Annotated in this window: 23 protein-coding genes; 5 read left to right on the top strand and 18 right to left on the bottom strand. The window is 69.2% G+C overall.

What is annotated here, in order from left to right:
* Nucleotides 1–47: 47 nt before the first annotated feature.
* The 3 genes from B042_RS0115270 to B042_RS0115260 all read right to left on the bottom strand — a co-directional run bounded on the left by B042_RS0115270 (nt 48) and on the right by B042_RS0115260 (nt 2,792).
* Nucleotides 48–764 (bottom strand): hypothetical protein, encoded by a 717-nt coding sequence (locus tag B042_RS0115270; RefSeq protein WP_028649043.1) that lies wholly within the window; start codon nt 762–764, stop codon nt 48–50.
* Nucleotides 758–1,315 carry a hypothetical protein gene (locus tag B042_RS0115265; RefSeq protein WP_051415726.1) on the bottom strand — a complete coding sequence of 186 codons (558 nt, stop codon included), beginning with the start codon at nt 1,313–1,315 and terminating at the stop codon, nt 758–760. The genes B042_RS0115270 and B042_RS0115265 overlap by 7 nt, the downstream gene beginning before the upstream one ends.
* Nucleotides 1,316–1,946: 631 nt before the next feature.
* Nucleotides 1,947–2,792 carry a class I SAM-dependent methyltransferase gene (locus B042_RS0115260; protein WP_028649041.1) on the bottom strand — a complete coding sequence of 282 codons (846 nt, stop codon included), beginning with the start codon at nt 2,790–2,792 and terminating at the stop codon, nt 1,947–1,949.
* 256 nt (nt 2,793–3,048) lie between these two features.
* Between B042_RS0115260 and B042_RS0115255 the strand changes: the two genes are divergently transcribed.
* Nucleotides 3,049–3,612: an NUDIX hydrolase gene (locus B042_RS0115255; protein ID WP_028649040.1), complete on the top strand. Its 564-nt coding sequence runs from the start codon at nt 3,049–3,051 to the stop codon at nt 3,610–3,612.
* 36 nt (nt 3,613–3,648) lie between these two features.
* Here the strand turns inward: B042_RS0115255 and B042_RS0115250 are convergent, their stop codons facing one another.
* The 12 genes from B042_RS0115250 to B042_RS0115195 all read right to left on the bottom strand — a co-directional run bounded on the left by B042_RS0115250 (nt 3,649) and on the right by B042_RS0115195 (nt 12,792).
* On the bottom strand, nt 3,649–4,281 hold the full coding sequence (locus B042_RS0115250) for a DSBA oxidoreductase (RefSeq protein WP_028649039.1): 633 nt from the start codon (nt 4,279–4,281) through the stop codon (nt 3,649–3,651).
* A gap of 39 nt (nt 4,282–4,320) precedes the next feature.
* Nucleotides 4,321–4,983 (bottom strand): PolC-type DNA polymerase III, encoded by a 663-nt coding sequence (locus B042_RS0115245; RefSeq protein WP_028649038.1) that lies wholly within the window; start codon nt 4,981–4,983, stop codon nt 4,321–4,323.
* 76 nt (nt 4,984–5,059) lie between these two features.
* Nucleotides 5,060–6,025: a phosphoribosylaminoimidazolesuccinocarboxamide synthase gene (locus B042_RS0115240; protein WP_028649037.1), complete on the bottom strand. Its 966-nt coding sequence runs from the start codon at nt 6,023–6,025 to the stop codon at nt 5,060–5,062.
* A 34-nt stretch (nt 6,026–6,059) separates the two neighbouring features.
* Nucleotides 6,060–6,725, bottom strand: coding sequence for an HAD family phosphatase (locus B042_RS24420; protein WP_197024328.1), 666 nt, complete (start codon nt 6,723–6,725; stop codon nt 6,060–6,062).
* Nucleotides 6,722–7,495, bottom strand: a complete 774-nt coding sequence (locus tag B042_RS0115230; RefSeq protein ID WP_028649036.1) for a thymidylate kinase — start codon at nt 7,493–7,495, stop codon at nt 6,722–6,724. The genes B042_RS24420 and B042_RS0115230 overlap by 4 nt, the downstream gene beginning before the upstream one ends.
* Before the next feature lie 36 nt (nt 7,496–7,531).
* A complete protein-coding gene (locus B042_RS0115225) occupies nt 7,532–8,644 on the bottom strand; it encodes a DegT/DnrJ/EryC1/StrS aminotransferase family protein (RefSeq protein WP_051415722.1) in 1,113 nt (370 codons plus the stop codon).
* Nucleotides 8,641–9,675: a radical SAM protein gene (locus B042_RS0115220; RefSeq protein WP_028649034.1), complete on the bottom strand. Its 1,035-nt coding sequence runs from the start codon at nt 9,673–9,675 to the stop codon at nt 8,641–8,643. The genes B042_RS0115225 and B042_RS0115220 overlap by 4 nt, the downstream gene beginning before the upstream one ends.
* The gene (locus B042_RS0115215) at nt 9,665–10,456 is read right to left on the bottom strand and encodes a thymidylate kinase (RefSeq protein ID WP_231494107.1); all 792 of its coding nucleotides are present in this window, start codon (nt 10,454–10,456) and stop codon (nt 9,665–9,667) included. The genes B042_RS0115220 and B042_RS0115215 overlap by 11 nt, the downstream gene beginning before the upstream one ends.
* Nucleotides 10,446–10,976: a phosphoribosyltransferase gene (locus tag B042_RS0115210; protein ID WP_081748806.1), complete on the bottom strand. Its 531-nt coding sequence runs from the start codon at nt 10,974–10,976 to the stop codon at nt 10,446–10,448. Before B042_RS0115210 ends, B042_RS0115215 begins: the two co-directional genes overlap by 11 nt.
* Nucleotides 10,973–11,614: a GTP cyclohydrolase I gene (gene folE / locus B042_RS0115205; protein ID WP_028649031.1), complete on the bottom strand. Its 642-nt coding sequence runs from the start codon at nt 11,612–11,614 to the stop codon at nt 10,973–10,975. Before folE ends, B042_RS0115210 begins: the two co-directional genes overlap by 4 nt.
* Nucleotides 11,615–11,659: 45 nt before the next feature.
* A complete protein-coding gene (locus B042_RS0115200) occupies nt 11,660–12,382 on the bottom strand; it encodes a 7-carboxy-7-deazaguanine synthase QueE (RefSeq protein WP_028649030.1) in 723 nt (240 codons plus the stop codon).
* Complete coding sequence (locus tag B042_RS0115195) at nt 12,379–12,792, bottom strand: 6-carboxytetrahydropterin synthase (protein WP_028649029.1); 414 nt, start codon at nt 12,790–12,792, stop codon at nt 12,379–12,381. The genes B042_RS0115200 and B042_RS0115195 overlap by 4 nt, the downstream gene beginning before the upstream one ends.
* Nucleotides 12,793–13,038: 246 nt before the next feature.
* Between B042_RS0115195 and B042_RS0115190 the strand changes: the two genes are divergently transcribed.
* On the top strand, nt 13,039–14,418 hold the full coding sequence (locus tag B042_RS0115190) for a helix-turn-helix transcriptional regulator (RefSeq protein WP_036555210.1): 1,380 nt from the start codon (nt 13,039–13,041) through the stop codon (nt 14,416–14,418).
* Nucleotides 14,419–14,443: 25 nt separating this feature from the next.
* Nucleotides 14,444–15,349, top strand: a complete 906-nt coding sequence (locus B042_RS0115185; protein ID WP_051415720.1) for a phosphotransferase family protein — start codon at nt 14,444–14,446, stop codon at nt 15,347–15,349.
* A 478-nt stretch (nt 15,350–15,827) separates the two neighbouring features.
* On the opposite strand, the gene B042_RS23365 is transcribed toward B042_RS0115185, so the two are convergent.
* On the bottom strand, nt 15,828–16,508 hold the full coding sequence (locus B042_RS23365; RefSeq protein ID WP_051415719.1) for a hypothetical protein: 681 nt from the start codon (nt 16,506–16,508) through the stop codon (nt 15,828–15,830).
* Nucleotides 16,505–17,230 carry a hypothetical protein gene (locus B042_RS0115175; protein ID WP_155989116.1) on the bottom strand — a complete coding sequence of 242 codons (726 nt, stop codon included), beginning with the start codon at nt 17,228–17,230 and terminating at the stop codon, nt 16,505–16,507. Before B042_RS0115175 ends, B042_RS23365 begins: the two co-directional genes overlap by 4 nt.
* 107 nt (nt 17,231–17,337) lie before the next feature.
* Between B042_RS0115175 and B042_RS0115170 the strand changes: the two genes are divergently transcribed.
* The gene (locus tag B042_RS0115170; protein WP_036555221.1) at nt 17,338–17,904 is read left to right on the top strand and encodes a GNAT family N-acetyltransferase; all 567 of its coding nucleotides are present in this window, start codon (nt 17,338–17,340) and stop codon (nt 17,902–17,904) included.
* Nucleotides 17,905–17,962: 58 nt separating this feature from the next.
* Here B042_RS0115170 and B042_RS26600 read toward each other — a convergent pair whose 3' ends face one another.
* The gene (locus B042_RS26600) at nt 17,963–18,814 is read right to left on the bottom strand and encodes a phosphotransferase (protein ID WP_028649024.1); all 852 of its coding nucleotides are present in this window, start codon (nt 18,812–18,814) and stop codon (nt 17,963–17,965) included.
* Between the two features lie 1,767 nt (nt 18,815–20,581).
* On the opposite strand from B042_RS26600, the gene cas7u reads away from it, so the two are divergent.
* Nucleotides 20,582–21,742: a type I-U CRISPR-associated RAMP protein Csb1/Cas7u gene (gene cas7u / locus B042_RS0115160; RefSeq protein WP_028649023.1), complete on the top strand. Its 1,161-nt coding sequence runs from the start codon at nt 20,582–20,584 to the stop codon at nt 21,740–21,742.
* The last annotated feature ends 3 nt before the right edge of the window (nt 21,743–21,745 follow it).

The following is a 21,745-nucleotide window of genomic DNA, read 5'->3' as shown; positions in this document are numbered from 1 at the left end:
CTCTCCAGGAGAACGGGTGGGACAGGAGGGCGGGGAGAGCAGGGGGCCTATTGGACGAGGGCCTGTGCCTCGCTGACGGGCAGCGTCGCCGTCGAGGTCTGGGACAGGGTCTGGCCGCCGGAAACGCCGCTGCCCGCCCAGGTGATCCGCCAGTAGACCGTCGCGGTGATTGTGTACGGGCCCGACCGGCTGGGGCTCTCATAGGTGTGGGTGCACGAGGAGGACGCGCCGCTGGTGTAGGGCCGTCCGGCGTTGTAGCAGGTGACCGATGAGCCGTCTCCCATGTCCCACTCCACGCGGTCGGGGGTGGCGGTGGCGGTCACGCTGATCGACCCGGCTGTCGCGGTGCGGCTCACCGTCGTCCAGGTCTGGTTCTCGACCCACAGCCACACGGGCATCCCCGCGAGCGCTGTCGTGGACGGGTCCGGGGCCAGGCCGATCTCGGGTACGGGCAGCGGCAGCATCTCGATGGCTTGGGCGGCCACCTGGACCGGGGACGTGCCGCCGCCTCCGCCGACCGTGACTGAGCAGGTGGCGGTTCCGCTGTCCACGATCTCGCAGGCGGGTTCGTCTTCGGCGTCCGTCTCGTCTGTGGTGGGGCTGTCGTTGCCCGCTTCGGAGTCGCCGTCCTCGGCGACGATGATGCATTCTCCCTTTGTGTCTGAGCAGATCACGTGGCCATCGGCCGCGGCTGGCGGAACAGCGAGCACGAAGGGCAGGAGCACACCGACCAGAGCGGCTGTGAGAGACGACCGTGTCAGCATGTGCGCCCCTCCTCCGGGCTCATCAGGGTCAGCACCCAGCCGTCGTCGTGCCGTTCGGCGCGCGCGTTGATGACTCGCCGGGAAGGCCCGTCAACGTGTTCCAAGGGCTGTCCGTCCCCGTTGACCGGCTGCCAGGACGTGTCGTCCCAGCAGTCGGTGATGGTCGCAACCGGGGGATCGGCGTCGAGATCCAACCCGGTGACCTCGGGGTCCGAGGTGGGGTCGCCTTCGAAGGTCACCCCGGCCTCCGCGAAGTTCCGGGCGTCGTTGGTGAAGGACTCAAGGGCCTGGCCGCTGCTGAGCTGTTCGAGTTCGACCTGGGCGTCATCTGGGCTGCGCTGGCCTTGCAGCATGTCGATGTAGATGTCATGAGCCGACCGGTAGGCCTCCAGCGCGGCTTCGGCCTGAACCGGGTCGACGGTCGCGGTGCTGCTCGCGTCAGGTTCGTCCGTCGCTTCGGGACCCGTTGGTGTGCTGCACGCGGTGAGGGTGAGCAGCGCGGCAGCCGTGGCCGCTCGCCAGGGGAAGCGAGAGGACTGGGGGACGTGCACGGCACCTCCGTGCAGGATCACGGGAGCTCTGAGGGCTGCTCACCTGGTCGGACAGGGTACGGAGCAAGATTCTAGGAATCGGAAAGTAAAGGACAAGCAAGGGCAAAACCCCACTCGGGAGGGCTGTTGGCGATGCGGAGTCCCTTGCAGGACGGAGTTTCTGGAGTCGCCGGGTGGTCGATTCGAGCCCGACGGGCAAAGGTCACGATCAGAGATCGAAGGCATCACGGTCGCCGTTATCAAGGCTGGCCGGGGCCTGGTCAGGGCATTGCAAGGGCGGGTGGCCCAAGTACGCCGGAAGCAGCGATGGGCTGGCCGGTCAGCAGGGGAGCGCTATATCTGGAGTCTCAGGAGTTGGACTACGTGCGCAACCGGGGCAGCTCAACGAGAGGCGGCTGTTCCGCGTGCCTTCCGAGGCGGAGCCGAGTGGGCGGGTGCCGATGTACGCGCACATCAAGCTGGACATCGAGTACGGGAGCTGCCCCCGGCTGTGTTTCCATCCGGACCTGGGCCGGGCATGGCCAACCGGGTCTACATCGGCTACCTGGGCCGCCACCTGCTCAGCGCACGCACAGCTGATGCACGTTTTGGGAAGTTTGCCCCACTAATGTCGTGCGTCGGCGCCGCGATCCTAGAAGGCTGGACTCCCAGGTTCATCTCGCTGAGCCACGACGACCAGCCAGTTCGTCATCGTCGTCTCCTCGGGGTTGGTCCGGGCGTAGGCCTTCTCCAGCATGTCCAACCTCTGTGCGTGGGTGAAATCGCCGTTGGGGCGGGCGAAGATGGGGATGGACAGCCACGCCTTCCGCTCCGCCATGGCGGTGTGTTGGGTTGTGACTTCGGTGTGCACCACCGTCAGTCCTGCTTCTGTCAGAAAGTGCGTGACGGCTGCCAAGGGAAGCTTCGGTCCGGTGTCGAGCGTGGGTGGCGGGGTGTAGCCGTAGTCCCGGGCGGCGATGCGGTGGATCAATGAGTCCAGTGAAGGCCCGGTACGCCCCTGCCCGTTTGGCTGGGTGAGGCCGGCAAAGCCGGCGCCGATGTTGAACACGAACCGGCCGCCGGGCCGCAGGACGCCGTGGACCGCGGCGGCCACGGCTGACACGTCGGTCTTCCAGATGGCGGAGTTGCACACCACGGCATCGACCTGGTGGGGCGGCGCGTGCTCGGCCAAGTGCTCGGCGGGGGCGGTGACCCAGGACAGGCGTGGGTCGTGCACGATGCGCTGGCCGACGCGTTGCATGGCGGCGGCGTTGTCAAGGGAGATGACTGCGGCACGGGCCGGGGCGAGGTCGAGAATCGCCTGGGCGGTCACGCCGGTGCCACCGCACAGGTCCACGATCAGGCGGCTGTCGGTGAGGCGGGCGCGGTCGGCGAGGTCGCGGCTGGTGGCGCTGTACATGGGGAAGGCGCGGGCGAACGCGGCGTAGGCCTCGGCGTTGGCGTCCTCATCCCAGCCAGTGAGGGCATCCGGCGTCACGACGGCCACCTTGCTTCGCAGGTCGACCGGTGCGGGTCTGGCACGCGTCTTCCTACCAGTGAAAGGCAGACGGGCGCCGCGAGGACACCTTGGCGATGGTGGGATGACGCGTTGGCCCTACACAGGCCCGGTTCCGTCGGTAGGCTGCGAACTCCTCCGCCGCCGTCTCTCATGGAGCTGATCGTGTCGCGCATCGTGGCCTTCCGAACATCGGGTTGTGGAGAGCCTGGCTCTCCGGTTGGTGCGGGGGTGCGCCGTGGCGATCAGTGACACCGAGATCAGGGCGGTCGTGGCCGATTACCTGGAGCGTTACCCAGAGGAGACGGATCTGCTGGCCGAACCGGTGCGGCAACTCACCGCGGGGGAGGGCTTCGCTTCACGGCACACGTTTCCGATGCACGTGACCGTGGGTGCGCTGCTGGTCCGCGGTGATGAGGTGCTGTTGATCAACCACCGCGCCTACGGCGGGATCCTTTTGCAGCCCGGCGGCCACCTGGAGCCGGATGACGTCACGCTGATCGACGCTGCGGTGCGCGAGCTGGTCGAGGAGGCCGACGTCGACCCCAGCCAGGTCGTCCCCGCTTCGCACACCCCCGTCTACGTCGAGTACGGGCTGGTCCCGGCCCGGCCGGCGAAGGGCGAGCCCGAGCACTACCACCTGGACATCGGCTTCTCGTTCGCCGGGCTGGCGCATGTGGATGTGGGCTGTATCCAGGAGTCGGAGGTGACAGGGGCCGACTGGTACCCGCTTGCTGAGGCCGAGCGCCTGGTGGGGCACCGCATCGCCCGAGCGGTCCGAGGGCCGGCCAGCATCGGCTGACCGGACTCGGCCGTCGCCGGGCCGGAGGGCTCACGTTCACTCGAAGGAGGCCTTGCGGTCCCGGGTCCGCTTGAGCTCGAAGAACCCGTCGGCCTCGGCGATCAGAGTCAGGCCGTCCCACAGGCGCCCGGCAGCCTCCCCGCGCGGGGCCGGGGTGACCACGGGCCCGAACAGCGCTGTACCGGCGATGCGCAGCACCGGCGTTCCCACGTCCAGGCCGACCTCGTCGAAGGCCTCGTGGTGTGAGGTCTTGATGCGCTGGTCGAACTCCGTGCTCGTGGCGGCTGCGGCCAGGGCCTCGGGTAGGCCGACCTCGGCGAGGGCCTCGGTGATGACGGTGGGGTCCTCGCGCCGCCGCTGGTTGTGCAGCCGGGTGCCGATAGCGGTGTACAGCAGCCCGAGGACGCCGTCGCCGCGGTGCTCGGCGGCGGCCGCGCACACACGCACCGGCCCCCACGCCGTGTCCATGAGAGCCCGGTAGTCGGCACTGAGCCCTTCGCCTCCGCGCTGGACGAGGTTGAGGTAGGCCAGCGACATGATCCGCCACTGGGCGCGCACCGGCCGGACCTGTTCCACCTCCAGGAGCCAGCGCGAGGTGATCCACGCCCAGGGGCACAGCGGGTCGAACCAGAACGGCACCTCTACAGGTGCTGCGTTGGTCGTCGGCATGGGTGCTTTCCCTTCAGCAGACGGGTGCCGCATCCGCGGTCACAGGTCGAAGAGTTCTTGCTGGGTGGGCAGGTTGGCCTTGGCGGTGCGACCGGCGACCTTCACCAGGTCCGCGAGGTCGTGGAGTTCGCCTGCGCGGTCGGCGGCGTCGATGAGCCGCATGAACACCTGCGCGGTGACGTCGACGTCGGCGTAGGCCCGGTGGCGGTCGGCCGGGAACGGGATGCTGTAGTGCGCCAGCAGGGTGTCGAGCTTGTAGTTGTCCAGGCCCGGGAGGAGGTGCCGGGCGAGCGGGATGGTGTCGAGGAGATCGATGCGCGCCAGTGTCGGGCAGTGCTCGCGCTGGTGGTGGATGATGTTGGCCTCGGTGGTGGCGTGCTGGGCCACCAGCAGGTACCGCGAGTCCGCGGTGAAGCGCCGGTCCAGTGCCCCCAGGGCCTCGGCGGGGGTGGGCGCCGTCGTGAAGTGCTCCGGTGTCAGGCCGTTCTGGATGGTGTTGGCGGACGTGACCGGGGCGAACGCGGGCGGCCGGATCAGGGATGTGCTCCGGCCGGCCTCCCTCCACTCGCCCTGCTCGTGGCGCAGTGCCAGGGCGGCAACCTCGATAGGCTGGGCCGGGTGGCCTGCGGGGGTGGTGGCCTCGAAGTCGATGATCACGAAGGTCGTCGCCTGGAAGGCGGGGTCGCGTGTCAGAGCGCCCATTTCCCTGCCGTTCTGTCGTAGGTTCCGTGGCATCCAGGTGCCGTGGGGCCGGTCGGTCCTGCCGTGTCGCGGGAGATCAGCGTCCGATGAGATGGGTGACGGCCCGGGTGGCGCAGGCCAGGTCCGGGACGTCCCACAGGGCCTGGCCCGTCCAGGTCTGGCTCAGAGACCGGTACAGGTCCGACATCACTGGCACGAACTCCGACGGCAGCGGCGCCGGGGTCGGCCACTGGCTGCGGGGCACGCCTTGGGCGATCAGCCTGCTGGTCGGCACCTCCAGCCCGCTATCCACATACCAGTTCCGTAGCACCTGCTTGCCGCAGTGCACTCCCTGATACAGCAGGCGGCTCTCGTCCGGGGTACCGGGGCTGTCGGCGACCACCAGGCGGCGCTGGTCGGAGAGCAGGAACTCGACCTTGCCGTCGCAGTGGTCCAGTCCGCGCTTGCGAGCGTGGGCGCTCAACGCCTCGTTGACCGCGACCGCCCTTGCGCACATGGTCTGGAACTGGTCATCGTCCAAGGCGGCCAGCCGCTGGGCCTGGGATGCGGTGACGAACCGGTTGGTGTCGTCGAGCATCGTCGCATATTCGATGATCGGGCGCGGGAGCTTCTCACCGACTGCGGGAGCGGTGTCCAGGCTCAGGTCAGCCAAGGTCAGCGCACCGGAGGAGAGCCGTCGGTGCACGGAGCTGCCCTGGGGGAGCTCGTTGCGGAACAGGACCTGAACCGGGATCAGGCGGTTGGCCTCGTCGGTCGGCGGCGGGCTGGTTCCGGGGGCCGGGAGGCGGCCGAGGTCGAACTCGATCCGGTTCGGGGGAATGAACCGGCGAAAGTGTGTGGAGATCCCCGCCTCCTCCAGCAGAGCGAAGTTGAAGGCGGCCATCCGGCACGTCGCTTCGCCCTTGCCGGGGATCGCGTCGGGCATCCGACCGTAGTGGAACACCGTGTAGTGGTCGGTGTAGGTGAAGACGCCGATGCCGGTGCGGTTGGGCGTGGGCGGCTCGACGACGTGCAGGTTCTTGGTGGAGTGCAGGACAGGCATCAGCGGGCTCTCTGGAGGCGGCGGCCGGGGGCCGTCATCGGGCGGACTGGGTCGGTTGTCGCGTCGCGGTCGCGGGTGCCAGGTGGCCGTCCACGACGGTGAGCACCTGCATGCCAGCGGCGTGGGCGGAGGCGATGCCGTCGGGGGCGTCGTCGACAGCCAGACAGGCGTGCGGGGGGACGTCGAGCCGTCGGGCGGCCTCCAGGTACAAGCCGGGGGCGGGTTTGCCGTGCGGAGCGTCCTCGCGCGTGACCACCGCGGCGAACAGCGGCGCCAGGCCCAGCGCGTCGATCCCGGGCTCGACCAGGAAGCGGCTGGCACCTGAGGCCACGGCGCAGGGCAGGCGGTCGCGGTGTGCGGCGTGCAGGAGCGCCACGACGCACGCGATGGGGATGATGGTGTGCACGGCGGCCAGCAAGTGGGTGCGGCTGGCGTGGATGATCTCCTCGTGGGGCAGCTGCCCTCCACCGGGGAGGGCGGTGAGCAGGTCGTGGATGGACAGTCCCGCGTGGCGGCGGTACCACCCCGCGTCCAGGTGCACACCGTGCGGGCGCAGCGCCGCCCGCAGGGCCTGCTCACGGCCGTAGGTGTTGTCAGCGACGGTGCCGTCGAAGTCCAGGACCAGGGCCCCGATACCGGCGGGGAGTTGAGGGGCGCAGCTGTCTGCGCCCGGGCAGGCCCCTGCGTGGGCCGCGCTCACGCGGAGACCGGTTCCGTGCGCTGCCCGCAGCACAGGCAGGGCGCCTGCGCGCCTTGGAAGGGTTCGCGCATACACCCCAGGCCAGTCCCGGTGCCGAGGATCCAGGACTGGATGCGCTCGGCCGCCTCGTACTCGTCGACGAGGCGCCGGTCGATGATGCGGTAGCGCGCCGGGTCGGTGGCGGCGAGCCGCTCATACAGGGCGCACGCGGAGCGCATGAAGTCGGCCTGTTCGGGGGTGAAGGTGCGCTGGTCGCGCCGCTGGGCGCGCACGACGGCCTGGTCGGCGTCGTCGGTGACCAGGATCGTCAGGTCGGGCAGGGGCCGGTAGGAGGAGGCGAGTTCTACCAGCGCGGTGGCCGTGGCCAGGGCGGCGTCCGCATCGCCTGGGTGCAGGAGAAGGGCCTGGCATACGGCTGTGGTGTCGATGCTGCGCCCCTCCACGACGGCGCGCCCGCGGGTCAGGTCGGGCAGAACGGTGTCCAGGTCGTGGCGTTTGATGGCCAGCAGGAGCAGGGCTTCGGCCATGGGGGTGCCCGAGCGCAGGAACGGGTCGCCGGCGCTGGCCTCGCGCAGCGCCCCCAGCAGGTTCTCGCCGAGTCCGTGGCGGCCGTGCTCGCGTTCGGAGAACTCGTCGAGCATCAACGGCTGGTCCGGAGCGGGCAGGGTCTCGACGGCGCGGTTGGTCAGGTAGGTCTTGCCGACACCGTTGATGCCCTCGGCGGAGATCAGCGGGCCCCGGTCGCATGTGGGGTGCACGGTGGTGGTCATGGGTTTCGTCTCCCTCGGTCGGCGGTGGGGCGCTGATCACCTGGCCCAGGCGGTGGCCTCGCGGATAATGACAGCGGCGTAGCGGTCCAGGTCCGGGGCCCTGTCGTGTTCGGTCAGGACCACGGCGAGCGTGCGGTCCAGGATCTGGGCGGCTCCGCGGCACGGCGCCCGCCCCGGGTCGGTGAAGGCGGGCCTGGTGTCGCAGGGCACGAGGCGGAAGGTGCCGGTGGAGCTGGGTACCCCCCGCGAGGCGAGGTGCTCGGCGAACGCCCGGGGGCGGGGCAGGTCCAGGTGCAGCAGCGGGGCGTAGGCGTTCCACTCCTCCCCCCGGGCCGGGGCCAGGCGGCGCAGGCCGAGTGCGTGTTCCAGGGCGTTGAGCAGGTGGCGCGTCTGGGCGCGGCGCAGCTGGACCAGCTCGTCTAGGTGGTGGAGGTTGGCCGAGGCGATCGCGGCCAGTGGGGCGGCCAGGCGGGCGTTGGTGGCCGCACGGGACTGTGGGACCTGGCCCTGTGGGGGCGGCTGCCAGTGGCTGCGCCACGCACGGGCGTGCTCGGCGACCTCTGGGCGGCCGGTGGCCAGGAACCCGCCCTCGCTGCTCCACAGGATCTTGCCGTCCTTCATGCTGAAGCAGCCCGCGGCGCCGACGGTGCCCGCCCGGTGGCCGTCTCGGGTGGTGCCGATGGCCTGCGCGGCGTCCTCCACGACGATGAGCCCGTGCTCGGAGGCGAAGCCCGCCAGGGCGGCCGGATCCCCCATCCGCCCCCACAGGTGCACCGGGACGATCGCGCGGGTGCTCCCGGTGACCTTGCGGGCGGCGTCGTCGTAGTCCACGTCCCACGTGGCCGTGTCGGAGTCGACGAACACCGGGCGCGCCCCCAGGGCCACCACGGGGGCCGCGCTCATGGCGACGCTCAGCGCCGGCACCAGGACCTCGTCGCCCGGCCCGATACCGCACGCCGCCAGCGCGGCGTGCAGGGCCGTGGTGCCGGAGGAGACCGCCACCACGTGCGCGACCCCCAGTGCCTGGGCGAGCGTGTGCTCCAGGTCCGCGGCGGCCGTGCCGCCGCTGGGGTCGGGCATCTGGTCCAGGACGGGGGCGAGCCGGTCAGCGATCAGCGGCGCGCGGTCGGGGATGGGTGGGAGCGTCACTGGGTGGCCTCCCCGTTCAGCATCCGCGGCAGGTCCATGAGGGGCCACATGTTCACGCAGTCCCGGCTGAACAGGTCGCAGTCCGTGCACGCGGGTCGGTCGGCGAACAGCGTGCGCGCGTCGGCGCCGCGGATGGTGCGCCGCGCCTCGGGCGGGGTGGCGGCGATACGCCGGTCGGAGGGGCAGTCCCACACCGACCCGTCGGGCTGGATGAAGAACAGGCGCGCCCCGCCGAAGCAGCCGGGTACATGCCCGCTGTCGTGGGTGGAGATCGCCTCCACGAACCGCCGCGCGTAGGAGGTGTCCGGCAGGGCCAGGCCGGCCGGTTCGGCGTAGAGGCGGTCGAGCTCATCGGCCACGGCCGCTACATCTTCCGGCCGGTGGGCCAGCTCCTCGAACAGGGCGTGGCCGGGCGCCAGGGAGATGGGCTGGGGCACGTAGTAGTCCACGCCCAGGTCGGCGGCCAGCCGTGCCATGCCGGTGATCTCCTGGGGGCGGGGGCGCATCACCACGGTGTAGATGCCCACCCGCGGTACCGGACCGGTCCCTCGGGCCCGGAGTAGGGCCTCGATGCCCTCCAGGACCTGGTCGTAGCCGAACCGGCCCGATCGGGAGGGCCGTAGCCGGTCGTTGGTGGAGGCGTCGGCGCTGTCCAGGGACACCGACACCCCGTCCACACCGAGGCCGACGAGGCGCTCGACCACGTGGGGGCGGGTGAGCGGGATGCCGTTGGTGGCGATGACGACCTGGCAGCCGGCCTGTTTGATGAGCGCGATCACCTCCAGGGCGCCGGGCCAGTCCAGCGGCTCGCCGCCGGCGATGACCACCCGCTCGACCGGGGAGTCGGGCAGGGTGCGAACGAAGTCCTCGATCGCCTGGGCGGGCAGGTCGGTGCGCGACAGGTGCGACAGGACCCCGATCTGGTTCGGCGGTGCGGCCTTGTGCTCGTCGATGGTCCCGAAGTAGCAGTGCGGGCAGGCGAACGCGCACGGGGAGCGCAGCCCCCACAGCAGGGTGACGTCACGCGACACGGGCCACCTCCCGCTCCCGGAGCAGCTCGCGGACCCTGTGTTCGACGGCGCTGGCGGTCTCGTGCGGTGGCCACCCGGTGGTGTCGATGGTCGTGTAGCGGTCGGGCTCGTCAGAGGCCAGCACATGGTAGAGGTCGTCGGTCCGGTGGATCACCTCCAGGTTCCTGGGTGCGAGCGTGCGGCCGATCCGGGCGGCGAACCGGTCGGTGCACACCGTTCGGTCGCCGGTGAGCCACACCGTGGCGTCGGGCAGGCGAGACCACGCGCGGGCCGTGGAGAGCACGTACCGGGCCAGCGCCGCCGGGTCGGTCTCCCCGTAGTGGTCGGCCAGGATCGCGGCCTGGCACACGGCGACCGAGTCCAGGCCGCGGTCCTCCAGGACCACATCGACCCCGGCCGGGTACCGGTCGGCGAGACGTTCGGCTTCGCGGACCTTGAGCGCGAGCAGGGCCAGGGTCTCCACGACGGGGTGGCCGGTGCGCAGGCACACGTCCCCGTCGGCCGCGAGCGCGGCGATGACCCGACCGGGCAGGGTGTCCCCGGCTTGGTCGGTGAGCTCGTCCAGCAGCAGGCACCGATCGCCGAGCGCGGCGGCCGCGGCTCGGGCGGCGGTGGACTTGCCGACGCCGTTGATGCCCTCGACGCTCACCCAAAGCGGGCGCGGGGACGGATCGGTGCGGGGCGGGGGAGCGGTCATGGTGTCCTTCCACGCATAGGGATCTGGCCGGTCGCCGGGCCGTCCCCGGCGGTGCAGGGGCGGGGGCTCTGCTTCAGCGCTCACGGATGCCGCCCTCCCAGGGGAAGACCACCCACCCGCAGGTGGTCTGGCCGATGTAGGTGATGGCCGTCTCCGCGGGCTGCGCCTGGGTCCAGTTGTCGGTGTTGACCGCGCACACCGCGGTCCGCACCCGCCCGGCGCCCGCCTGGGCCACCAGGCGCGCCGCGACGGCCAGGGTGTGCCCGGTGCCGGCGACGTCATCCACGATGAGTACGTCCCGGCCGACCAGGTCGCCCAGCGATGCCGGGTTGACCACCACCGGCTGGTCCGTCTTGGCGGCGTGGTGGCTGTCGTCGGCGGTGTGGGTGACCTCGATGGCGCGCACGTCCCTGACCTGGAGGCGGTGGGAGAGCCACACGGCGGGTACCGCACCGCCGCGCAGCACGGCCACCAGCGTCTGGGGGGTGCCGTCGTGCCCGGCCGCCTGGGCGATCCGGTCGACGCTCTCCCCGATCCGCTGCCACGTCAGGTGCACGATCGCACGGCCCTGAGTGTCGAGTGCCGAGGTGAGGTGCGTCGTCACGAGAGCCCCCACTGGCTTGTGGCCAGGGTCAGGAAGCGCTGGGCGAGCGCCGGGTCCTCTTCCAAACGGCCGCGGTGCTCCAGCGTGGTGGTGCGGGCCGCTTCCATCCGCACGCCCCGCATGCTCATGCACAGGTGGGTGCCGCACACGGCGACGGCCACGTCCTGGTGGCCCAGGGCGTGGGTGATCGCGTCGGCGACCTGGCGGGTGAACCGCTCCTGCACCTGCAGGCGCCCCGCGTGCGCGCGGGCGATCCGCCCGAACTTGGACAGGCCCAGCACTGTGGCATCGGGCCGGTATCCGGCCGTGACCTGCAGGTGCATCGGCAGCAGGTGGTGCTCGCACAGCGACCACACACTCATACCGGAGACCACGACCAGCTGGTCGCTCACCTGGGACTCGGCGAAGCACCTCGCCGCAGGGACGGCCTCCGGGGACAGGAAGTCGCGGTACCAGGCCGCGACCCGGCCCGGGGTGTCGGCCAGACCCTCCCGGTGGGGGTCTTCCCCGAGCGCGGCCAGGAGCTGGCCGACCAGGTCAGCGATGCGGTCGACGTCGACCGGTGTCCGCCCACCGGGACCGGTAGAACAGGAAGGGGGTGCGCTCTGTCCGGGGGGCGGGCTGAGGGTATGCGTCATGGGCTGGGGCCTCGCTTCCTAGGGTGCGGGCGAACGATCAGGGGGTCAGCGCCCGCGTAGCTCGGCGAACGCCATCACGTGTAGGCGCTGGGCCAGGTTCCAGCGGCGGGCCGCGACGGCGTCGGCGAGTACACGGGTGGTAGCGATCAACTCCTGCGGGGTGGTGCCCTCGGGCATCACCCAGATCGGGGCCAGCCCGTACCGGTCAGCGAGGCCAGCGATCTCTTCCAGGTCCGCCTCGGTACGGGCGACGAACTTGAACACCGCCCTGCCGCTGGCCGCGAACGCAACCAGCGCCGTGGGGGCGAGCCGTTTGCTCTCGGCGACACCGGAGTTGGCAAGTTTGGGGCTCACGTTGAACCGGACACCCTCGACCAGCAGGTCGGGGCCGGGGGCGATGGTGCCGTTCGTCTCGAACTCGACCCGCTTGTCCCCGTCCAACAGCCCGCGCACCAACACCGCCAGGGGCTGCTGTTGGATCAGCGGCTCGCCGCCGGTGATGACGACCAGCTCCACGTCCGAGGAACGCGCCCACTCCAGCAGCTCCCGCACCGTCTGCCGCGACGACTCGGCATGCGGGTCGAAGCGGGCCCAGTCCCAGGTGTAGGGGGTGTCGCACCAGGAGCAGGTCAGGTTGCACCGTGACAGGCGGATGAACAGAGCCGGCACGCCGCAGCTCGGACCTTCCCCCTGGAACGTGGGCTGCTCGACGCCGAACGTCTCGGCCACGAGCAGCCGGGGCGGTTGCTCTGCGCCCGCGGGACTCACTGGGGCTCCACATCGAAGCGCGCCCAGCTACGGGCGGTCTCGCGGACTCGGATGGCGACCAGTCGGCCGGGGATCTGTGGCTCGAGGTGGTGGATGAACCATCCGGCCAGGAAGCGGGCCAGGTTCTCGGAGGTCGGCTCGACGGGCAGGATCTCGTGCAGGTTGTGGTGGTCGAGCTCGGTGTCCAGGAACGTCTTGAACGGTGCGAGGTCACCGAAGTCGGCGACGAAACCGGGGCCGGTCAGGGCGGGGGCGTTGAGGATAACTTCGACCTGGTAGCTGTGCCCGTGCTGGCGTGAGCACTTGTGGTCGGGCGGGAGACTCGGCAGGCGATGCCCGGCCTCAAAGGTGAAGGTCTTGCCGATGGTGAAGGTTCCCGCGGGGAGCGGGACCACGGCCTCGTCGAGCATGTGGCGTCCTTCGGATCTGGGAGGGGCGCGTCTGGGGCGGGGTCTTCCACCGGTCCTCGGAGCGCGGGGGCGGTCACGTGGCAGACAGCCTGAGCCCGTTCCCACCTCTCGGACAACCGTGAGAATCCACGGGCCGGAGCTCATCCGTCACACCTCTCCCAGCAGCCGTGACGTCTCACGGATTCGCCCCCAAGGCACTGCGTGGGTCACTACGCTCGGTGCGACCGAGCTACCCCGGAGGTGGGCATGAGCCAACACCATCCCTCCTGCGCCAAGCGGTTACGCGAGCGCGCCCAAGACCAAGGGCTCGACCTCGCGGCCACAGCGCAGAGCATCCACCAGTGCTGCCACGTGAGCCGTCTGCGCGCGCACCGGCTGGCCCGTGGTTGGACGCAGGCACAAGCCGTCGAGCAGTACCGGCGGTTGGCAGCACAGGTCCCCGGAGCCGCCAAGATGGACGCCGACCAACTCAGCCGGTGGGAGACTGGTGCCTACAGGCCCCGGGCCCGGACCATCGACCTGCTGTGCCGGCTCTATGACACCAACGCCCACGAACTGGGAATGGCTGGCGACTACCGCACCAGCGCCCCTGAATCGACGCGCCAGCCCGCGTGGCTGACGCCCGGACCGGCTTCCGCAGAGCCGTCCGGGTCGGCACTGGCGGCGGCCGAGCAGCGAGCCGATCGGGCACGCCGGGGCTTGGACCGCACCCTGGCCCAGGCCAGCCTCACCCCGGTCCAACTGGACCTGCTCGACGAACGCCTGGCGTGGGTGCGATTCCAGTATCTGCATGAGCCGCCCGCGCCCATGCTGGACATCCTCCTGGCCGACATCGACGAGGTCCACACCCTGCTCACCCAGCGCCAACCGGCCACCGTCCAGGCACACCTGGCGGAGATCACCGCCTTACAAGCCACCCTGGTCGCCGATGCGTTGATGAAGCTCGGCTGCCTGCGTCAGGCCGTGGCCTGGTTCACCACCGCCCGGACCGCCGCCGACGAGAGCACCACCACCGAGCTCCGGGCACGCGTGCGCGCCCAGGCCGCAATGCTGCCCTACTACTACGGGCCCCTGGACACGGCCATCACCCTGGCCCGTGACGCCCGGATGCTCTCCCGAGAAAAGCCCACAGCCACCGGCGCCTTCGCCGCAGCCGCCGAGGCACGCGCACTGGCCCGGCGCGGTGACCGTGCCAGAGCCCAAGAGGCCATCGCCCTGGCGCGCACGATGTTCGAGCGATGCACGCCCGGCCCCACCGATGACGCCTTCGCTTTCCCTGAACGGCGCCTGCTGCTGTACCTGAGCGGCGCCTACACCTACCTGGGCCAGAGCCAGCAGGCCCAGCAGGTCCAACACCGGGCGCTGGCCCTGTACCCGAACCAGCGCGGCATCGACCCCGCCCTGATCCGTCTGGAAGAGGCCATCTGCCTGGCCCGGGACCGCCACCTCACTGAGGCCTGCGACCTGGCCCAGGACACCTTCTTGTCGGTGGCCGATGAGCACCGCACACCGCTCTTGGCCGCCCGCGCCCGCGATGTCCTGGAGGTCCTACCATCGGCGATGAGATCTGCCCGAGCGGCCCGCCAACTCAGCGACGCCCTGTGCCTTCCGGCCGCCACGAGGTGACGGTCACCGCCGATCGGAGAGACTGTTGAGAGCACCGGCCCCCCTGCACGGCGGTTTCGCCGCATCCGAGATGCACCGCGTCCTGACCCGGGTCTGCGCTGCCCTGGGGGTGGAGGACAGCGGTGCCGAGCTCTTGCGTGGCCACACCAACGCGGTCGTGCGCCTGAAAGCGGCGCCCGTCGTCGTCAAAATCGCTCGGAAAGGCACTTCGGCCGCCTCGGTAGCCACCACCGTGGCGTGCGTGCGCTGGCTCATGGACCAGCGCTTCCCCACGGTGCCCCTGCACCCAGGAATCAACCAGCCGCTGGTCATCGACGACCATCCCGTGACGGTGTGGACCTACCTGCCCCAGCACGGCGTCACCATCGACGCCGTCGACCTTGCCGTCCCCCTGCGGGCACTACACCAGCTCCCGCCCCCGCCGGTGGGGCTGCGGGGTCTGGACAACCTTGCCGCGATTCGTACTTCCCTGACGGCGATCACCACCCTGCCCGCTGGCGACCTGGAGTTCCTGCGCGAGCGGGCCGATCAGCTGCAGGCCGCGTTGGCAGGGGTGGACTTTGCGCTGGAGGCGACCGTGCTTCAGGGCGACCCCCAGCACCGCAACGCCCTGCACGAGAGGGGGCGCACGGTGCTGTGCGACTGGGACACCCTGGCCTGGGGACAACCGGAGTGGGATCTGGTGACCTTGGAGATCCACTGCCGCCGATTCGGGTACGGCCGCGCCCACTACTGCAAGTTCGCTGACGCCTACGGATTCGACGTGACCGCCTGGCCGGGGTACCGCGTCCTGCGCGGTATCCGAGAGCTGCGCATGGTTACCACGAACGCCCGCAAGGCGAGCCACACCCCGGGCAGCATTACCGAGGTGCGCCGCAGGATCATCGGGCTGCGTCAGCAAGACGAAGACCTGGAATGGAACATTCTCTAGCAAACGCAGCCACCGGGCCTCGCTGGGCGTTCCCCCATGAGTGTGGACACCTGATGATCAGGCAGTGAGCTCTAGACCAACCGCTCTCTGCTCGTAGACGAGCGGGCTCAGGTAGCCGTTCGCCGAGTGCCGCCTGCGGGTGCTGTACCGGCCGATCCAGGCGAACATCGCCAGGCGGGCCGCCTGCTGGACGGCGCCTCTGGGCGGCCTTCTCAGCGCCAGGCTGCCCGCGAGCTCACGACAGCTCTCTGAGAACGCCGAAGCCGACCTCGGGCCACGTCAGATCGATCCTGTGATGAGCACTGCCCCCACGCCTGCTTCCAGGACGAGGAAGTCAATCTCGTTCAAGACGGGGCCGAGCGTTTCCGGTTCGATCCCCGACATATCGGTGGCGTAGATGCCGAAGCGTGTGATGCGAGTGCGGATGGAGGGGGACGGCTCGCAGCCGTCCCCCGCTTACGTCGTGCACCCCCCGTTCTCAGCCCGCAGCCGCCCGTTTCTGCTCCAACGGTGGTTCCTGACCGACTGCTGTTTCGGGCTGACTGTTGCCGCCGTCGACAAGGATCTCCAACAGGTCGGCATCCGTGTCGACGTCGAGTTCGCCTTTGCGCAGAGCGGTGAGCAGCCACGCGTGGTGGCTCCTGTCCGGCTTCCACTGGAACCGTCCGCTCGGCTCCGGGACGGTCACGGTGGCCACCGGAACGGATTCACCGGTGTCCAGGTCGACCAGATGGCCGTCGCTGTCCAGACGTTCCGCCAACAGGTCCAGGTAGGCGGGCCGAACATGGGTGCGTAGGGCTTCCGGATGGTGTTCGAGGATCCACTCGACCACATCCGGGTTGGCCAGGATCGATGGATCGATGTCCTTGACAACCTCTGTGGGAGCCGTGCGCTCCACGTAGGCCGTCACCGCCGAGTTGTCCCACGTGATGCGGGGCTTGGGCTGTTCGAAGCTGAGCCTGCCCAGCGTCACGCCGTCGGGCAGGCGCGCCACCAGGTTCTGCACCCCGGCCCGGGCATAGGGGGACAGGGCCGTCTGGGCGTGGTCGCGTGCGCTGTTGAACTGCTCGTTGGCCTCGTCACGGACGGCTCGCCGCGAGGCGACGTTGAGCACCTCAGCGGCCATCTGCCCGGGGCCGAGCGGGGCCGGTTCGCTCACTTGTCCTCCTGTTTCGGGGCCGGTGGCATCCCGTGGCGGGAAGCGATCTGCTCGGCCAGACTCCGGTTCTGGGACTTCACCGTGGAAGCGGCTGTCTCTGATGTGTCCTCCTTCGCCGACGGGACCACCGCCAGGTCCGTCGGCTTCCTGGGGGCCGAACGTTCGGTGAGCTGTGCCTCGCGCTGCCGTGCCTGCTCCATCAGTTCGGTGACGGTGTCCTCGGGCAATTGGCCATGGGCACGGGCTTCGTCGACCTCGGCCACCACGACCTTCAGAGCCAGGGCGTTGCGTGCTCTCTCGATCCGTGTTCGGAGCTCGTGGATGTGGCGCGGTGACAGATCAGAGGGCTGCCGGGGCGTGTGAGCGAGCGGCCCCTTACGGCGCTCGCTGGGCATGACGGCCCGGATGGCACGCCCCCAGGCGGCCGTCTCGGCGTTCTGCAGTTCCGCGTCCTGGGTGTACTCGGTGCGCCCGGGGAAGGGGGTCCAGGCGGTCCCGATACCGGGCAGGGGATCGTCCGCGGACCGGTAGGCGGCGGCGGTGTAGACGAGGAACGTCCGTTTGACCGCTCGGCCCTGCTCGTCGGTGCCCTCGATGTGCTGGATGCGGTAAGGCTCCGCGGGGTTCAGCGGCCCGAGGGCGCCGTCGGGGTACTCGCGCAGGAACCGGGTCAGCCGTGCGTTGACGTCGACGTACCCGTCGTCGTGTTCGGTTGTAGTCACCGTGTCCTCCTCATGGTCGCTTTGCACATGTGTCAACTATAGATTAGAAAGTATTCTAAAGTTGTCAATGGGTGGAGGTTCCACCCACTCGAAGGAGGACTATGACCATGGCGACAGGACCCGAGTTCTACTACGTCCAGACCCAGGTCACGAGCGCGCTGGGAGACACTCAGCAGGCGCTCTTCGCGCTTCCCTGTGATCCGTCCACACCCGGCCCAGGAGCCACCGTTCGTTCCGAGGGAGAGCCGGAAGGAGGCGCGGCCTACGGGACCCTGCTCTGGAGCGATGCCGGCGTGCTGTACCTGGTCGGTGTCGTGCCGCAGTGGCGTCGCCAAGGCATCGCGACGGCCCTATGGAAGAAGGCCCGAGAGATCTCCGAACTGCCACTGGACCGGGCACCACTGCGGACCGCGCTGGGAGAGGCGTGGATGTTCTACGGGCTCGGTATCGATGCCCCGTTGGAACAGCTCAACGGTCCCTTCACCAGCCGCGGCGAAGCAATCGGGGCAGAGCAGCGGCAACTCGCCCTCGACGACGAGGAAGCCACAGCGGAGCGGATCCTCGCCCTGCTGGGGGCGGTTCCGGAGGCTCTGCCGCACATCAGGGCCATGTGCGCGCCCACCCAGGAAGACGCCTTCGCCCGAGCACGCAAGCTTCAGCAGGGCGAATCGTGACGACGTGAAAGGAGCGGATTCACGGGTGTTCTCGCACCATCGGGCTCCCTTGGCGCAGCTATCGGGGTGTTGCCAGCAACCGCAAGGCGAAGCTGCGGGCGTGGGGTGCCAGGCGTGCGTGCAGTGGATCGCGTTCGGCCGCTTGGACGATCTCGGCGCAGATGATCAGATGCGCCAGCCGCCCTTCGTCGCTCTCCAGAAGGTCGGCGAAGGGCGAGCGGACCTCGGCGGCGGTCTCGGGTTCGGGAAGGGCGTAGGCATGCAGAACGGCGGCGTCATAGCCCAGCGGAGCCAGGCCCCACCCCTCCCAATCCAAGAGCATCAACGGGTCCCGAGTCAGGTTCGCCCAGTGCAGATCCCCGTGCGCGGCCGTCCACGTCCGTACGTTCAGGTCCACCTCGGCATCAGCGATCTCGGGGATGTAGCGGGGGATGCGGTGGACGAACGCCTGGGAGAACACCTGTCGGCCCTCGGGCACTGGAGTAGCCCGCAGAGCGGCCAGGGCGCGGCGCAGGTCGTGCCACCACCGGGTGTCGTTCTCCACAGGACCGGCCAGATCGGGGGTCTGGGACACTGCTGTTCCCGGAAGGCGCTCCCACAACAGCGCCTGGAACACGGGCCCCGTACCCCAGGTGTGCTCGGCGAGCAGGCGTGGCCGGGGGACGGCTCCGCCCAGCAGTGCGTCGGCCAGTGCCGGGCCCTCCCACACCTTCCCGCCTGGCTGAGGCGCGGACATGACGCGCAGCCACACGGGTGCGCCCTCGGCGGTGGCGGCCGGGCCACTGAGGGTCCGGCCACCCACTCCGTGGTGCCACGCCACCGTCACGGGCGCGGTCAGGTTCAAGAACGCGGCCGCGTGGTGCCACGCCTGGTGTAGGTCAGGGGTGGGTGAGGGGGAGGAGGGGGTCACTGGGGTCCTTGAGCTGGTGCTTGGTCAGGGACAGGCCGCCCCGCCCGTTGAGTGCTTTGCACTCGACGTGATGACCAGTATTCCGTTCGGCCCGGGGGCTGAAGCGGTCACCAGCGGAGCAGCCCAAGATTTCCCAGATTCTTTCTGGAAATGAAAGAGGTATCTTTGGTGACGTGATGGTTTGAGGCATATTTTCTTATTTAGCACTTCGGGATATTTTGGGATCTTCTCTATGTGGAAATCACTTGGGCCTCTCCTGTGGTGGTTTTGGAAGTTTTCCAGTCAACTGGAACTCAGAATCATCTTCAATGCGGACAGGAGAGGCCCTGTTGTCAGGTTATATCAGGAAGTTCATTGCTCCTGGTGTCAAGGGGTAGGAGGGATCTCGACTGGTTATGATTATGAGTACCAGTAAAAATTGCACGGCTGATTCCGCTGTTGCATGTGAGGGGGATCATGGATCGCGCGCTTCGCATATGTGTCCATCGTCCTGGTTCGTTTGGCGGATGGGCGCTCCCGGTTTGCGTCGGTGCGCTCGCGGCTACCTGGGGGATGGTGATTGTCCTAGTTGTGGTGCTAATTAATGTTTGATGGATCATGTGGCATTTCTCTGCAAAGAAGGCATGGATTGCGATAGGCGTGGTCAGTTTGGCTGCGGTAAATTCCTATATTTAATGTGGACGGCCCCCTTGGGAGCCGTAGACAGCTCTAGGTGACGGTGCCGCTGTTCGCCGTGAGCTTCCTTCAACGGGGACGGCTCCTCAGGAGCCGTGGACACTCCGGCTATCCCGAACACGCACATCCCGGTCGCGTACCTTCAACGTGGACGGCTCCTATGGAGCCGTGGACACTCGGCCGCGACACCAACGGCCGCCACGAGTGGACGGCCCTTCAACGTGGACGGCTCCCAGGAAGCCGTGAACACCCGAGGTGGGTGACCGTGTGGGAGCCCAGCGCGTCCCTTCAACGTAGACGGCTCCCAGGAAGCCGTGGACACGCGACCACCAACCCCGACTCGCCCGCGCACTGGCTCCTTCAACGTGGACGGCTCCTATGGAGCCGTGGACACCTCGGCGCCGGTGGGGTTGCACTCCTCCCAATCGTGCCTTCAACATGGACGGCTCCATCGGAGCCGTGGACACCGCAGGACCGTGTTCGCGCTGTCGAGGAGTTCGTAGCGCCTTCAACATGGACGGCTCCATCGGAGCCGTGGACACGTTCTGGTGGGGGATGTAGGCGACGGTGGCCTGCCCGGTCCTTCAACATGGACGGCTCCTATGGAGCCGTGGACACACCCCGCGCCGGGCTTTTCTCGTGCCCGGACACGACCCTTCAACGGGGACGGCTCCTATGGAGCCGTGGACACTGTCGGGGTGGATACGGCAGGGGCGGTCACTCACCGACCTTCAACGGGGACGGTTCCTATGGAGCCGTGGACACAGAATTTGAGCTGGGGAAACGCTGAAATATCGATGCAACTGGCCCCACGACGGCCTTCTTTTTGGGTGTTTTGTGGTGATTCAGGGCTGAGAACCTCCCCGGGATTCGGTGGGCACTCATGGTTCGCGGTGGCCGGACTCGGCCAATTCTCCCCGAAACCCATCGGCCCCGGGTGCCCTCAGGCGATGCTGGATACCCAGATACCCCGCCTTCGCCGATTGTCACCATCGGCTTCTAAGGTGCCGCACATTGTCAGCGAACCGGGTGCAGTCTGCCACCTGGCGCCGACAACCAGCCACCTCTGCAGGCGACAGAACGGAGACAACGATGTCCCAGAACGTCCTCAACCACCTGTTGGCCGCTGTCGGACCCGATCGGCCTTGGGCCGGGGTGTCCATGCACGCCGACTACCGGCCCGCCGCAGGCGACAAGGTGTTCCCCCCGACCTACCCCGTCGACAAGAACTCCTCGGAAAGCCCGTACCTGATGGAGAAGCGGTGGATGGCTGGTGAGAGCTCACCCAAAGATGTGGTGGTGCTGGACCAGGTCCCCAGCCAGGCCAACCGTGTCGAGACCGCGCTGTTGGAAGCCCGTGACGAAGACCGTATCCGGTTGCCGTTGTTCGAGTTGACCGCCACCACATCGCGCGGGGCTGAGCGGATCACGTCCCTGGAGATGCCGCACCGGTTCGCCGACGCCTACCTGCGTGACAGCGAATGGGACGGGGTGCGCTTCGACAAAACCGACACGGGCCGACGCCTTCGCGAGGCCACTGTTCGCGATGTGCGCGCGCTGTTCGAGTTCTCCCCCGAATCACTGGTGCTCGGCGCCTGGGACTCCCACCGCAAGGGCCGCCAGGCCAAGTTCCCGCGCACTTACTCCTCTTCCATGGTCGGCTTCGATCCGGAGATCGGCGAGCGCCGTGGTGGGCGCATGGACCCGACGAACCTCACCGGGGCAGTCGCCGACTCCAGCCAAGCCGACTGGGAGTACGCACCCCCGGGTGAGAAGAAGACCAAGGGGCAGAGGCTGAGCGAGTTGGGCCACGGCAACATCGCTCCCAACTACGCGCACGGCGGAGTAGCCATCACCGGCGCTCAGCGGTCGGCGTGGCTGTCGCTGGCCGCGCTGGCCCGGCTGCGCTTCGGTGACGCCTCTCATGAGGCAGCGCGCCTGGCACGGGCCACGCTGGCGGCGTTGGCGCTGGCCGGGGACCGGCTGGCGTTCGGCGGTCCCTCGGTGTGGCTGCGTTCGGGCTGTGACCTGGTGCGCACGGGCCACCGTCTGGCCTTCGAGGGCGAGGACGGCAAGGCCGAAGAGGTGTCCCTGACCGCCGGGCAGGCGATTGAGGTCTTCCACGAGCTGAGGGACCGCACCGACCGGGCCGGGATCGCCATGTCGGAGCAGACCATCGCGCTCACCCCGATCCCGGCGCTGGCCAAGGCGATCGAGTACTCGATCTCCCACTCCACCGACTCCGGGGAGTGAGCT

The organism is Nocardiopsis sp. CNT312 (genome assembly GCF_000515115.1).
In the GTDB taxonomy this organism is placed as follows: domain Bacteria; phylum Actinomycetota; class Actinomycetes; order Streptosporangiales; family Streptosporangiaceae; genus Nocardiopsis.
Note: the sequence above shows the minus strand (reverse complement) of the source record. Positions and strands in the feature narration are given on the sequence as shown.

Excerpts from the sequence above, each read along its gene's own strand:
- B042_RS0115270 (WP_028649043.1), bottom strand. The coding sequence starts at position 764 with ATGCTGACACGGTCGTCTCTCACAGCCGCTCTGGTCGGTGTGCTCCTG.
- B042_RS0115250 (WP_028649039.1), bottom strand. The coding sequence starts at position 4,281 with ATGCCGACGACCAACGCAGCACCTGTAGAGGTGCCGTTCTGGTTCGAC.
- B042_RS0115245 (WP_028649038.1), bottom strand. The coding sequence starts at position 4,983 with ATGGGCGCTCTGACACGCGACCCCGCCTTCCAGGCGACGACCTTCGTG.
- B042_RS0115240 (WP_028649037.1), bottom strand. The coding sequence starts at position 6,025 with ATGCCTGTCCTGCACTCCACCAAGAACCTGCACGTCGTCGAGCCGCCC.
- B042_RS0115230 (WP_028649036.1), bottom strand. The coding sequence starts at position 7,495 with ATGACCACCACCGTGCACCCCACATGCGACCGGGGCCCGCTGATCTCC.
- folE (WP_028649031.1), bottom strand. The coding sequence starts at position 11,614 with ATGACGCATACCCTCAGCCCGCCCCCCGGACAGAGCGCACCCCCTTCC.
- B042_RS0115195 (WP_028649029.1), bottom strand. The coding sequence starts at position 12,792 with ATGCTCGACGAGGCCGTGGTCCCGCTCCCCGCGGGAACCTTCACCATC.
- B042_RS0115190 (WP_036555210.1), top strand. The coding sequence starts at position 13,039 with ATGAGCCAACACCATCCCTCCTGCGCCAAGCGGTTACGCGAGCGCGCC.
- B042_RS0115170 (WP_036555221.1), top strand. The coding sequence starts at position 17,338 with ATGGCGACAGGACCCGAGTTCTACTACGTCCAGACCCAGGTCACGAGC.
- cas7u (WP_028649023.1), top strand. The coding sequence starts at position 20,582 with ATGTCCCAGAACGTCCTCAACCACCTGTTGGCCGCTGTCGGACCCGAT.